This is a genomic window from Phocaeicola plebeius (assembly GCF_003437535.1).
Lineage (GTDB): Bacteria > Bacteroidota > Bacteroidia > Bacteroidales > Bacteroidaceae > Phocaeicola > Phocaeicola plebeius_A.
On the sequence record NZ_QSQT01000054.1, the window covers coordinates 1 to 12,574 of the forward strand.

Below are 12,574 nucleotides of genomic sequence, written 5' to 3' on the forward strand. Positions count from 1 at the left end.
AACCTAATCTATTGCTAAATAGATATTTATTACACCGCCTTATGGGCGCACTTCAAATACCAGATTATAGCTGCAAGCAAAATTATTGGCGACTCAACAAAGAAATCTCCCTGTTTCTGAATCCAGCTTCGGTTAAGGTTCAACATAATGGTATAGGCAGATTCGTATGCATCAGATATGTCAGTCATGAAGTTGGGATTGATAGGATTACACCGGTGGCTTCTTCTTGGATCATCAAAGTTGATTACATAGAATGTTGGTTTTACCTCGTAACGGTCGGCATATTTAAGAAGATGATTATAAGCTATTTCAGACAAATCCGGGAACTTATAATCGTATATATACATAGCAAAAGACTTCTCAATCTGCTGTTTGATGAAGTTGTTTACCACTGCATACGACTTTCCTGAACCGGGTGTACCCAATACTATGGTTGCTCGGAAAGGATTCACGACATTAATCCAACCATTGTTCCATTTCTTCTGATAGTAGAAACGTGTAGGAAGATTTACTGAATATTCGTTTTCCATCAATCTTGTTTCCTGCATGAAACTTTCATTCTCGACATTGAAAACATCATCCATAAGATTATTTTTCAGCAGTCTGCTCATCCATGTTCCACCCATGAGCAAACATATATAACCGATAGTAAGAGAACTCATATAAAGTATTGCCCCTACTTTCGGAATAGCCAAAAGCATCCAGTTAAGAAAGAAAGTAATGAAACCGACAACAAGGAGTATTATAATGTTTCTCCATGTAATTTTCTCATCTTTCACGCCACGTGTGCCCAGACATGACAAGCCTAAGAACAAAACAGCAAAGAGTTTGGTCCATAGCAATGAAGAGAACAGTCCAGTATTCTTCTGAAAGTTCATCAGTATTCTGTCCACAACACCTATAGTAATATTCCATTCACGGAATGATTCATAGCAAAACCAATAACAGTGTATCAACACAAACAATATGGATATGGCACGCATAAAGTCAATAACTTTTGCCAATCCTCTCAAATCATCTTCCTGTGACATAACTTTATTTTTTTCGTTTTAATTTACCTGAATATAATCTTCTCATTTTGCGTTGGAACGCAAGTTCTCTGTAATCAATACCATGCGATGTGCCATCAAGCAGTGAACCGGTCATTTCAGCAATCATATCATCACCTGGTGTATCTGATTCTATAATCTGATCAACCTGCGCATCCTTAGGTAAAGCAGTAAGGAACGGATTGTTTCCATTTCCATTGAAATATTCGTTGAATACTGAGGCTGCATATCCCTTTCCAAGTCGTGAGCCATTAGCTACAATACCATTTTCATGGTCAATAAAGGTAATACCATAGATCCTTCCGACATTGTTTTCACGAAACACCACATCTATACCTTCAGTTTTAAGCATTTGAACAAACTCCTTTCTATCAGGATTCATCATCATAGCTTTACGTACCTTGTTTCTTAAATCAGGCTGTACCTTCTTAAATTCTTTCTTTGAACGTGTTATATGAATATGGATAGCATTATATCCATACTTGCGGCCAAGCTTTGCTGCATCTATAGGAACAGAGAGTTTTCTGCCTTCTGAATTTGTGACAGAATACACCATACCATTATATTGTTTTCCGTTATGTTCCTTCTTTACTTCTTCTGCCATTATGTTATAGGCAGAAAGCACAGCATTCAATTCTCCAACAGATTGGAAACTGTATTTCTTCAATATAGCAGAAACATTTCCTGCAATCTGTTTCCTTATATCTCCCTTGTCTATATCTGCTTTTTGCAGTTGCTCCCTATCTGGAATATTCTGTTTTTTACAAGTATTCAGATTCCATTTTCTTTCAATCTCCTTACGAATTTTGTCGCTTCGTCTGAACTCGTGGCTGTCATTTATCTTCCGTCCATTTGAATCCACGCGAAGAGAAACTATGTGTATATGTTCCCGTTCAATATCACTATGCTTGAAAACGATAAAAGGCTGATTGCCGTATCCCATCTTCTCCATATAATATGCAGCAATATCAAGTAATTCTTCATCGCTCAGTTTGTCGTCCGGATGCGGATTCAGAGAAGCATGAAATACGGTTTTCTTTGTCCTCATGGATGAAGGAAGTAACCTTTGCATATCCTCAAGGGCACGGTTCATATCGGTGTTGCCATTATTGTCAACACTCATGCCTGAGACGAGCAAAACTTTTGCCTCTCCAGCTTCCACTTTATGGAAGTTATAACCAAGTGCCCCTCCAAGGTTAGATGTAGAACTTATTTTTGCAACCATTTACTTCTAATCTCTTCTGCAAGACTTATCGAAGTTTCAAGAAGCCCTTGCAACTCTGCTGTATTATCATTCAGTTTCTCCAATAATGTATGTGCCACTTTAGCAGAATGATAGCTGTTTATGGCTCGTACAGTCTGGTTATATAACAGTCCGATTTTTCGGATCTGCGCGTTCACTTCTGTCAATCTGTTGTAAAAATCCACAGTGGATTTATCGGTTGTAATCACCTTGAATGTATGAGAAAACAGACGTGCACGAATAAAATCTGACTTGGTTCTGGCACCGGAACGTTCATACAGACTGATAAAATCGGTATTCTCTTTTTCATTCAACCTTACATAATATCTGTAAGACGGTGTAGCGGATTCCTTATGCATAATCTTTGTTTTTAGTATTCAACTTGCGACTTTGGAGCAAGTATCTTCCCCTTTTCAGGGGCAAGAGTTTTTGGCGGACAAATTTCGGTTTGTCGGACAAAAACACATCTTGCCAAAGGTTATAAAAAAACAGAGATAGTATTCCTTTTAGTCATACTCTGCTTCGCTACAAAGTTAGTCTGTTTATTATCAACAGCTTCCATTGAAGCTGTACGCAATTTTCCACAATATTACCCGGTATTCTCAAAGGTGCGCCAGCCTGTGTTTTTTAGATGTTTATTTGCAGTTGTAAGTATCTGCACGCACTGAACAAGTGCATAAAATTACGCACATACACACATTTGCAGATGTATGGAAACATACATACTTACACACTTATGCAGATATGCACAAATATATAAATGTGTATATACAGATATACATACAAACAGAAATACAGATATGAATATGTTACCAACCATATAAACATTTACAGATATGAAAACAGAAACAGATGCAACTACACACATACGTGTAGGATTCGGCTCCCAGAAAGGGGGCATCGGGAAAAGTACCATTGCCGAAGTGCTTGCAAGCTATCTCTACTATGAGAAGAATATCAAACTGCTGATAATGGACTGTGACTATGCACAACACAGTTTCTACAGACTTAGAGAAAGGGATAAAAAAGCTGTTGAGGAAAGTACGGCTCTGCAGGAGAAATTGAAGGCATATATCAGGAAAACAGGGAAGCGTTCATACCGTGTACTGAAAGCCAAACCTCAGGAAGCCATAAAGGTAGCCGAAGAATACATATCAGAGCACCAGGAAGAGGAAATTTCTGTTGTAATCTATGATTTGCCGGGACGTTCAGACAGTTCCGACCTGCTTTCGCTTGCCCTTGAAATGGACTATATCATTTCACCTATAGAAGCAGACCTCCAGTCAATAGCTTCGTGCATGGCATACGCCATTACAATCCGTGATATGGGTGTAATGTTGAGTGGAAGCAGGATAAAGCAGATATTCATGATGTGGAATAAGGTGGACCGGAGAGTCAATACGAGAATAATGGAAAGCTATGACAAGGAAATCGAGGAATACGGACTTGGGCTGCTTAAAACCCGTTTGCCAAGATCTGTAAAGTTCAGCCGTGAACTGTCGATGAATACCGGAGGTGTATTCCGTTCCACCTATATGGCTCCCGAAAAAGACCAGCTTGCCGAAAGTAATATTGAAGAACTTGCCAATGAATTAATAGAAATCTTATCACTGAAAGCATATGAACAATAACAAAGGAATTTTAGAAGCCAGAATAAAGCAAATGGCCGAAGGAAATTATAAGGAAATGGACAAGGAGTTTTCTCTTGATGACTTTGATCCAAAACCTGTCGAGAAAACAACAAAACAGGAGGAAACTGAACCAACTGAAAACAAGAAACCGGAAAAGTCGACAACCAACAAGAAAAAGCCAGCAGAAAGGAATGATCCGTCTGACATGGAAGAATATAGGAACAGATTCCTGGTAAGCCGTCCCTTCGACAAAAGAACATCTTTTCCGCTAAACCGTGTAACACTGGATATACTGAAAGACATATTACATGACACAAACAGTCGTGTAAGCCTTTCATCCTTCGTAGAGAATATTCTGCTTGACCATCTGAACAACTACCGTTCACTAATCAATGATGCCACAGCCAAGAATATAAGAAAACATACCATACCAAATATGTAAACAATTATGGATGCAATATTGACATTAATACTTTCCATTGTGCTGATGGGAACAGCTGCTATTTTTCTGTGGCTATTCCTGCACACCGGAAAGAAAGTAAGTGAAAATACGGATTCTATCCGTGAGAAGAAACCTCCCCAAAAAGAAGGAAACACCTCTTCCGTTATAGGCAGGACAAAAACAGATATTACACAATATTCTACAGTTTTACCCAATAATCCTGCTCCCGTAAAAGATGTAGATAATAGCGATAATTTTACGGGCGAGGAAAACGAGTTCTTTCCTGATATTGACGAAGTTGACGAGGAAGAAGTTGAATTGGAAGAACTTTTCGAAGTTACAAAAGATGATATCCGACTTAATGGAACAGAACTGATTAGTAAGGAAATATCCTTGCTTAAAAAAGTCGGCAGCAATGATTCTATTGAGGAAGAGGAAAAGGCAGAAGTTTCTGAAACCATATCAAAACTGAATGGCAGTGATTTCCTGAAACTGCTGAAAGAGAATGAAGCAAAGGCAGAGAAAAGAAACCAGGAACTCATATGCATGATAGAAGAGGAAGAACTCAAATCACCCAAGCCGGCACGTAAAAAGAAAAACAAGCCGGAAGAGATTTCACTGGAAGATTTTTTATAAACCTTTTAAACGGTATTTGTATGAAGAATAAAATGATTATTACACTGCTCATAGCATGTATGCTTGTCCAGCAGACAAGAGCTCAAGGTAATGGACTTGCCGGAATACAAGAAGCAACACAGATGATTACATCTTATTTTGATCCAGCTACCAAACTTATCTATGCCATTGGTGCAGTTGTAGGACTGATTGGAGGTGTAAAGGTGTATAACAAGTTCAGTTCAGGTGATCCGGACACATCAAAGACTGCAGCATCATGGTTCGGTGCATGTATCTTCCTGATTGTGGCTGCAACCATATTACGTTCATTCTTCCTGTAATTATGGCCGGATGGGAAATAAACAAGGGAATCGGGAGGTCAGTGGAATTCAAGGGACTGAAAGCACAATACCTTTTCATCTTTGCAGGAGGACTGCTGGCTGTATTTTTGGTTACAGTCATACTTTACCTCTGTAATGTGGACCAGGTTCTCTGTCTTGTCATGGGAGTATTGGGTGCCACAGTTGTTGTGTGGCAAACTTTCTCCATGAACAGCAAATACGGTGAACACGGACTTATGAAAAGAGGTGCTGTCCGTGGCCATCCCAGATACCTTATTAACCGTAAGACGGTGTTTCATATATTCCTAAACAACAGACGATATGAGAAACATTAGCAAAATGTCCACACTTGAACAGAAGTTTCCGCTTTTAGCCATAGAGAACGGATGTATCATTTCAAAGGATGCCGATATTACGGTAGCCTTTGAAATGGAACTTCCTGAACTTTTTACCATCACCTCTGATGAATATGAGGCAATGCACTCCACATGGTACAAGTCTATAAAAGTGCTGCCTAATTATACTATTGTACACAAACAGGACTGGTTTATCATGGAAAGGTATGAATCGGAACTGCGAAAGGAAGATATTTCATTTCTTGGCAGAGCCTATGAAAAGCATTTTAATGAAAGACCTTTTCTGAATCATTCGGTATATCTCTTCATCACAAAAACCAACAAACAGAAGATGATGCAGCAGAGTAATTTCTCCACTCTATGCAGGGGAAACATTCTGCCAAAAGAAATTACAGACAAAGAAGGAGTCAATGCTTTTCTTGAAGCGGTAGATCAGTTTGAAAGAATAATGAACTCATCCGGATTCTTCACTCTCAAACGGTTCGATGCTGATGAAATAGCCGGGACAAGTGAGAAACCGGGACTCCTGGACAGATACTTTTCACTTTCAGAAAGCAACCATGCTTCTTTGGAAGATATACGTTTGGGAGCTGATGAAGTGCGTATCGGTGACAAGATTCTTTGTCTGCACACTTTATCTGATACGGACGACCTTCCGGCTCATGTAGTAACTGACTACAGACATGAAAGGCTTTCTACAGACAGAAGTGACTGCAGACTATCTTTTGCTGCTCCCGTTGGATTATTGCTTTCATGCGACCATATATACAACCAGTATATTTTCATTGATGACAGTGCGGAAAACCTGAAGAAGTTTGAACGTCAGGCCAGAAATATGCACTCCCTTTCAAGATACAGCCGTGCCAATCAGATAAACAAGGAATGGTTGGAAGAATATATGAATACTGCACATTCAAAAGGACTGACTTCCATACGTGCACATTTCAATGTATTGGCATGGAGTGACGACCGTGAACAGCTGAAGCATATCAAGAATGATGTCGGTTCGGCCTTGGCTATGATGGAATGCAAGCCGCGCCATAATACCATTGATACGGCAACTCTCTATTGGGCTGCCATGCCGGGTAATGCTGCAGATTTCCCATCAGAGGAAAGTTTCTATACTTTCATTGAACCTGCACTATGTTTCTTCACTGCTGAAACGAACTACAAGGATTCACTTTCACCATTTGGTATCAAGATGGCTGACCGTATGTCTGGAAAGCCTTTGCATCTTGACATTTCAGACCTTCCCATGAAGAAAGGAATAACAACCAACAGAAACAAGTTTATCCTAGGGCCGTCAGGAAGCGGAAAGAGTTTCTTTACCAATCATATGATAAGACAATACTATGAGCAGGGAACACATGTGCTATTGGTAGATACAGGAAACTCTTATCAAGGACTCTGTTCACTTATACAGAACAACACCAAAGGGAATGACGGTATTTACTTTACTTATACGGAAGAGAATCCAATCTCCTTCAATCCCTTCTATACAGACGACAAGGTTTTCGATATTGAAAAGGAAGAAAGTATATGTGCACTGATTCTGACATTATGGAAGGGTGAAGACAAGTATATAGAAAAGACCGAATCCAATGAACTCGGAACAGCCATACATAATTATATAAGGATGATACATAAAGACGAGAAACTGATTCCGTGTTTCAACACCTTCTATGAATATCTGCGTGACGTATATCGGGTAGAATTACAAAGCAGAGATATTAAGGTATCAAAAGATGATTTCAATATAGACAATCTGCTGACTACACTCACTCCATATTATCGTGGCGGAAGATATGACTTTCTGTTGAACTCACAACAAAATATTGACCTTCTTAGCAAGAGATTCATTGTCTTTGAAATTGATGCCATAAAGGACAACAAAGACCTTTTCCCGGTTGTGACCATCATTATCATGGAAAGCTTCATCAACAAGATGCGCCGGTTGAAAGGTATCAGAAAGATGATTCTCATAGAAGAAGCATGGAAGGCTATTGCTTCAGCTAATATGGCCTATTATATAAAATATCTTTACAAAACAGTAAGAAAGTTCTTTGGTGAAGCCATTGTTGTCACTCAGGAAGTGGACGACATTATTCAGAGTCCTATCGTCAAGGAAAGTATCATCAACAACTCCGACTGCAAGATTCTGCTTGACCAGCGAAAGTACATGAACAAGTTCGACATCATCCAGAATATTCTTGGACTTACGGAAAAGGAACGTTCACAGATTCTTTCCATCAATCAGGATTTGGATCCGAAAAGAAAATACAAGGAAGTATGGATAGGACTTGGCGGAACTCAATCTGCCGTATATGCCACAGAAGTTAGTATGGAAGAGAACCTGGCTTACACAACAGAGGAAAGAGAGAAGATGGAAGTAATGGACAAAGTGGAACAACTGAACGGTGATATAGAAACGGCTATCCGTCAGCTTGCCGAACAGAAACGTGAGATAATCAGGAAAGAAGAATCAAGTCAAACTTAATACAATGGAATTATGAAATCAAGACTTATCATCATGGCTTTGACTTTATTGTTGTCAGGACATGAAGTTTATGCACAATGGGTCGTTACAGATCCTACCAATTTTGCTGGAAACATAGCCAATACCGTCAAAGAGATTGCCACTGCATCCAAAACGGTAAACAATACACTGAACAATTTCCGTGAAGTGGAGAAAATATACAGACAAGGCAAAGAATATTATGATGCCTTGCAAAAAGTAAAGACTCTTGTGTCGGATGCCTATAAGGTAAAAGAGACTATCCTAATGGTTTCGGATATATCCGGTATTTATGTCAACTCATACAAGAAAATGTTAAGTGACAAGAACTTTACTCCAAAGGAGCTGGATGCCATTGCCTTCGGTTATGCCAGGTTACTTGAAGAAAGCAGCGAGTGTCTGAAAGAACTTAAAGATGTGGTGAACGTGACCTCACTTTCCATGACAGACAAGGAAAGAATGGATGTGATAGACCGTGTATATCGTGACGTGAAAGAATATAAAGGACTCGTAAACTATTATACAAACAAGAACATTTCCGTAAGCTATTTGAGGGCCTTGAAAGCCGGAGATACAAAAAGAGTACTATCACTATATGGTACTGCATCGGAAAGATATTGGTAAAACTAACCTGACTTTACTATGGATGTAAGTAATCTTCACGAGATTCTGAGAGATCTCTATAATGAAATGATGCCACTTTGCGCTGATATGGCCGGAGTGGCAAAAGGGCTTGCCGGACTGGGTGCTCTTTTCTATATAGCCATGCGGATATGGTCAAGCCTGGCACGTGCAGAACCGATAGACGTATTCCCTTTGCTTAGACCGTTTGCACTGGGACTCTGTATTCTTTTCTTTCCGACTATTGTACTTGGAACAATCAACGGACTGTTATCGCCTATAGCTCAGGGATGCCATTCCATTGTTGAATCACAAACTTTCGACCTACAAAAATATAAGGAAGAACGTGACAAGTTGGAATATGAGGCACTGATGCGTAACCCTGAAACTGCATACTTAGTATCCAATGAAGAATTTGACAGAAAGCTTGATGACCTTGGCTGGTCTCCTTCGGATTTGGCTACTATGACCGGTATGTATTATGACAGGGCTATGTACAACACCAAAAGAGCAATATCGGACGGATTCCGTTCCTTGCTTGAAATGATATTTGAAGCTGCCGGACTAATCATTGATACGATACGAACATTCTTTCTGGTCGTACTATCAATACTTGGACCAATAGTATTTGCCTTTGCCACATGGGACGGATTACAAGGTTCACTGGCAATATGGTTCAGCAGATACATTTCAGTATATCTGTGGCTCCCGGTTTCAGACATTTTTTCGGCAATGCTTACCAAGATACAGATTCTTATGATGCAGCAGGATATTGAAGCACTCAGTGATCCGACATTCGTACCAGACCTGAACAATACGGTGTATATCGTATTTCTGCTTATTGGAATCATTGGATTCTTTACCGTTCCAACCGTATCCGGATGGATTGTCGAAGCCGGTGGCGGAGTTGGTAATTATGGTAAGAATATCAACGATACATCAAAAGGTGCAGGCAAAGGTGCGATATCAGGTGGTAAGGGGGTTGCTGCGGCATCAGGTGCAGCCGTTGGAAACATAGCCGGAAGAATAAAAGGAACACTTATAAAGTAATGATACAATATAAATATTTCTGATTATGGAATTTAAGTCATTGAAAAATATTGAGACTTCATTCAAGCATATACGGCTGTATGTAATGGTATTTGCAGGACTATGTCTGCTGATTTCTGCCATTGCTATATTTGCCTCCTTCTCATTTGCAAGGGAACAGAGAGAAAAGATATATGTACTTGATAACGGTAAATCGCTTATACTGGCATTGGCACAGGATGCGGCAGCCAACCGTCCGGTTGAAGCAAGAGAACACGTAAGGAGGTTTCATGAACTGTTCTTTACACTGGCTCCGGACAAAGATGCCATAGAAAGCAATATGAAACGTGCCTTTATGTTAACCGACAAGACTTCTTATGATTATTACAAGGATTTGGCTGAGAAAGGATATTACAACAGAATCATTTCCGGAAATATCCATCAGCGCATAGAGATAGATTCTATAAGCTGCAATTTTGATTCACATCCTTACAAGGTAGTGACATTCGCCAAACAGTACATCGTCAGAAGTAGCAACACTACCATAAGATCATTGGTAACTGAATGTAATCTTGTCAACTCTGTACGTTCAGACAACAACCCTCAGGGATTTACCATTGAGAAGTTCGTAGTATTGGAAAACCGGGATTTACAAACCATAAACAAATAAAAGCATGGGAAATATACTAAAAGGCATTAAGGAAACTATAAAAGAAAGGTGTGAAGCTCTTTCTCCCAAACAGAGAAAACGGGTGCTTATAATCATGTGTCTGCTTTATTTTCTTGCATCGCTATGGATGATAATGGGCTTTTTTATAAAGGACAGACAAAATGAGCAACAAGACTTCATGGAAATGTTTGACGGCTCAATATCTGAAGATACTCTTGACATGCCTGAACTTATGAATAACAATAACCAACCATTAAACAATCAAGATTATGAGCAGTGACAAAAGCAAAGGAACTGACCTTATAAAAAAGGAGAAGGCAAAGAAAGCTCTTGTCTTCGGAGGTCTTGGTATCCTCTTTCTGGCTTCAATGTATCTGATATTTGCGCCAACAGACGCAGATAAGGAAAAGGAAGCGTTACAGTCCGGACTGAACGTAAATATACCTCAGGCTACGGATAACAAGCTGACGGACGATAAGCAAAAGGCATACGAATTTAGTTCTGATGAAAAGAAAAATAAAGACAGGGAAAGAGCTATCGGGACATTAGCTGAAATGTATAGTTCTGAAAACACAAATAAGCCTGATACAGAAAACAGCAATAAAAGTAATACTACTGTAAATAACAATAATGAAAGTAGCAGTCATATAGACCGTTCCGTACGTGAATACCAAGCGGCTTCACAAGCTGTTTCCAATTTCTATGAAAATGATTATGACTACGAAAAGGAACAGATGCGCGAGGAACTGGAGTATCTCCGTCAGGAATTAAAAGATATGGAGGAAAGCCAATCAGAGGAAGAAAAGCAGTTGGAACTACTTGAAAAATCCTATCAGATGGCTTCAAAGTATCTGCCAACGAATATGAATACACAGACTTCTGTCAGCGATACAACCAATAAGAGCCATATAAGTTCGACATTCAATGGCCAATCAATGGAGGTGCTTCCGGCTTCAAAACCGGTTGTGTCTTCATTGATTCAACCAATGACAGACGAAGAATTTACAAAGGAATACTCCAAGGAAAGGAATATGTCATTTATCACACCTACAGCTAATAGGGACAATTCACAGAAAAATACAATAGCCTGTAAAGTGGATAGAACTACCACAATCAGAGACAATGAAACTCTGCAGCTCAGACTGCTTGAATCGGTACGTATCTGTGAAAACATCATTCCAAGAAATGCACTCCTTACAGCAAAAAGCAAACTGTCCGGTAACAGAATGATGCTTTATGTTACAACCATAGAACTAGGAGAAAATATCTATCCGGTGAAACTGACTGCATACGACATGGACGGTCTGGAAGGGGTATTCATTCCCGGATCTGACGAAATAGATGCACTGAAGGAAGTTGGTGCAAACGTAGGCGGTTCAGTAGGAACAAGCTTTACATTCTCATCATCGGCAAAAGACCAGATAATATCTGATGCAGCAAGAGGACTGATGCAGGGAACTTCCAACTACCTGGTCAAGAAAATCAGAACAATCAAAGTAACATTCAAAAGCGGGCACAGACTTATGCTGATGCCTACCAAGTAAAACAATAAAATCAGAAAATATGAAAAAAGGATTCTTAATTGCGGCTATATGTGTCGCATTCGGTTTACAGACAATATCAGCACAGGATACAGAAGCAAAATCACACGGTGATTTGTTTCAGGGAATGAGCAGAACCATACCTCAGGGACGTGTGGTACTCCCATACGGACTTGAAGTAACTTTTGAAAAGACTGTTCATCTAATTTTTCCGGCTCCCATAAGATATGTGGATTTAGGCTCGTCAAACATTATTGCCGGACAAGCTGATGATGCAGAAAATGTACTTCGAGTAAAAGCTGCAGTACGTGACTTTGAAACAGAATGCAATCTCTCCGTTATCTGTGATGATGGCAGTTTCTACTCATATAATGTAAGATATGCGGAAGAACCTGAAAAACTGAGTATAGAAATGAAGGATTTTCTTTATCCGGGAAACAACAATCTGCCTGTTAATAAAGCTGATATCTACATATTCCGAAGCATACCCGTTCACTTTCCGGCAGCTTATTAGGGTATAA

General features: G+C 39.6%; 13 protein-coding genes and 2 pseudogenes. 12 read left to right on the plus strand and 3 right to left on the minus strand.

Annotation, left to right across the window (positions count from 1 at the left end; all coding sequences use genetic code 11):
• Positions 1-50 precede the first annotated feature (50 nt).
• The 3 genes and pseudogenes from DXD04_RS16215 to DXD04_RS16225 all read right to left on the minus strand — a co-directional run.
• Positions 51-1,031 (minus strand): annotated as a pseudogene (locus tag DXD04_RS16215) (YWFCY domain-containing protein); the annotation flags it as partial.
• Between the two features lie 4 nt (positions 1,032-1,035).
• Complete coding sequence (gene mobB / locus DXD04_RS16220; protein ID WP_117674167.1) at positions 1,036-2,274, minus strand: conjugal transfer protein MobB; 1,239 nt, start codon at positions 2,272-2,274, stop codon at positions 1,036-1,038.
• Positions 2,259-2,651, minus strand: coding sequence for a plasmid mobilization protein (locus DXD04_RS16225; protein ID WP_117674168.1), 393 nt, complete (start codon positions 2,649-2,651; stop codon positions 2,259-2,261). The genes mobB and DXD04_RS16225 overlap by 16 nt, the downstream gene beginning before the upstream one ends.
• Positions 2,652-3,128: 477 nt before the next feature.
• Between DXD04_RS16225 and DXD04_RS16230 the strand changes: the two genes are divergently transcribed.
• The 12 genes and pseudogenes from DXD04_RS16230 to DXD04_RS16285 all read left to right on the plus strand — a co-directional run.
• Positions 3,129-3,923 carry a ParA family protein gene (locus tag DXD04_RS16230; protein WP_117674169.1) on the plus strand — a complete coding sequence of 265 codons (795 nt, stop codon included), beginning with the start codon at positions 3,129-3,131 and terminating at the stop codon, positions 3,921-3,923.
• A complete protein-coding gene (locus DXD04_RS16235; protein ID WP_117674170.1) occupies positions 3,913-4,365 on the plus strand; it encodes a DUF3408 domain-containing protein in 453 nt (150 codons plus the stop codon). The genes DXD04_RS16230 and DXD04_RS16235 overlap by 11 nt, the downstream gene beginning before the upstream one ends.
• 6 nt (positions 4,366-4,371) lie before the next feature.
• The gene (locus DXD04_RS16240) at positions 4,372-5,001 is read left to right on the plus strand and encodes a hypothetical protein (RefSeq protein WP_147330773.1); all 630 of its coding nucleotides are present in this window, start codon (positions 4,372-4,374) and stop codon (positions 4,999-5,001) included.
• Positions 5,002-5,021: 20 nt separating this feature from the next.
• On the plus strand, positions 5,022-5,321 hold the full coding sequence (locus tag DXD04_RS16245; RefSeq protein WP_117674172.1) for a DUF4134 domain-containing protein: 300 nt from the start codon (positions 5,022-5,024) through the stop codon (positions 5,319-5,321).
• Between the two features lie 2 nt (positions 5,322-5,323).
• Positions 5,324-5,656 (plus strand): DUF4133 domain-containing protein, encoded by a 333-nt coding sequence (locus DXD04_RS16250; protein WP_025018290.1) that lies wholly within the window; start codon positions 5,324-5,326, stop codon positions 5,654-5,656.
• On the plus strand, positions 5,643-8,174 hold the full coding sequence (locus DXD04_RS16255) for a TraG family conjugative transposon ATPase (protein WP_117674173.1): 2,532 nt from the start codon (positions 5,643-5,645) through the stop codon (positions 8,172-8,174). Before DXD04_RS16250 ends, DXD04_RS16255 begins: the two co-directional genes overlap by 14 nt.
• A 12-nt stretch (positions 8,175-8,186) precedes the next feature.
• Positions 8,187-8,816: a DUF4141 domain-containing protein gene (locus DXD04_RS16260; RefSeq protein WP_117674174.1), complete on the plus strand. Its 630-nt coding sequence runs from the start codon at positions 8,187-8,189 to the stop codon at positions 8,814-8,816.
• A gap of 18 nt (positions 8,817-8,834) precedes the next feature.
• Positions 8,835-9,863 carry a conjugative transposon protein TraJ gene (gene traJ, locus DXD04_RS16265; RefSeq protein WP_117674175.1) on the plus strand — a complete coding sequence of 343 codons (1,029 nt, stop codon included), beginning with the start codon at positions 8,835-8,837 and terminating at the stop codon, positions 9,861-9,863.
• Between the two features lie 25 nt (positions 9,864-9,888).
• A complete protein-coding gene (traK, locus tag DXD04_RS16270; RefSeq protein ID WP_117461996.1) occupies positions 9,889-10,512 on the plus strand; it encodes a conjugative transposon protein TraK in 624 nt (207 codons plus the stop codon).
• Positions 10,513-10,516: 4 nt separating this feature from the next.
• On the plus strand, positions 10,517-10,792 hold the full coding sequence (locus DXD04_RS16275) for a hypothetical protein (RefSeq protein ID WP_117674176.1): 276 nt from the start codon (positions 10,517-10,519) through the stop codon (positions 10,790-10,792).
• A complete protein-coding gene (traM, locus tag DXD04_RS16280; RefSeq protein WP_117674177.1) occupies positions 10,782-12,056 on the plus strand; it encodes a conjugative transposon protein TraM in 1,275 nt (424 codons plus the stop codon). The genes DXD04_RS16275 and traM overlap by 11 nt, the downstream gene beginning before the upstream one ends.
• A 19-nt stretch (positions 12,057-12,075) precedes the next feature.
• Positions 12,076-12,525 (plus strand): annotated as a pseudogene (locus DXD04_RS16285) (DUF4138 domain-containing protein); the annotation flags it as partial.
• Between the last annotated feature and the right edge of the window lie 49 nt (positions 12,526-12,574).

What these genes read in the sequence shown, in the direction of transcription:
- mobB (WP_117674167.1), bottom strand. Translation starts at nt 2,274, where the DNA reads ATGGTTGCAAAAATAAGTTCTACATCTAACCTTGGAGGGGCACTTGGT.
- DXD04_RS16250 (WP_025018290.1), top strand. Translation starts at nt 5,324, where the DNA reads ATGGCCGGATGGGAAATAAACAAGGGAATCGGGAGGTCAGTGGAATTC.
- DXD04_RS16275 (WP_117674176.1), top strand. Translation starts at nt 10,517, where the DNA reads ATGGGAAATATACTAAAAGGCATTAAGGAAACTATAAAAGAAAGGTGT.
- DXD04_RS16235 (WP_117674170.1), top strand. Translation starts at nt 3,913, where the DNA reads ATGAACAATAACAAAGGAATTTTAGAAGCCAGAATAAAGCAAATGGCC.
- traK (WP_117461996.1), top strand. Translation starts at nt 9,889, where the DNA reads ATGGAATTTAAGTCATTGAAAAATATTGAGACTTCATTCAAGCATATA.
- DXD04_RS16225 (WP_117674168.1), bottom strand. Translation starts at nt 2,651, where the DNA reads ATGCATAAGGAATCCGCTACACCGTCTTACAGATATTATGTAAGGTTG.
- DXD04_RS16255 (WP_117674173.1), top strand. Translation starts at nt 5,643, where the DNA reads ATGAGAAACATTAGCAAAATGTCCACACTTGAACAGAAGTTTCCGCTT.
- traM (WP_117674177.1), top strand. Translation starts at nt 10,782, where the DNA reads ATGAGCAGTGACAAAAGCAAAGGAACTGACCTTATAAAAAAGGAGAAG.
- traJ (WP_117674175.1), top strand. Translation starts at nt 8,835, where the DNA reads ATGGATGTAAGTAATCTTCACGAGATTCTGAGAGATCTCTATAATGAA.
- DXD04_RS16260 (WP_117674174.1), top strand. Translation starts at nt 8,187, where the DNA reads ATGAAATCAAGACTTATCATCATGGCTTTGACTTTATTGTTGTCAGGA.
- DXD04_RS16240 (WP_147330773.1), top strand. Translation starts at nt 4,372, where the DNA reads ATGGATGCAATATTGACATTAATACTTTCCATTGTGCTGATGGGAACA.
- DXD04_RS16230 (WP_117674169.1), top strand. Translation starts at nt 3,129, where the DNA reads ATGAAAACAGAAACAGATGCAACTACACACATACGTGTAGGATTCGGC.
- DXD04_RS16245 (WP_117674172.1), top strand. Translation starts at nt 5,022, where the DNA reads ATGAAGAATAAAATGATTATTACACTGCTCATAGCATGTATGCTTGTC.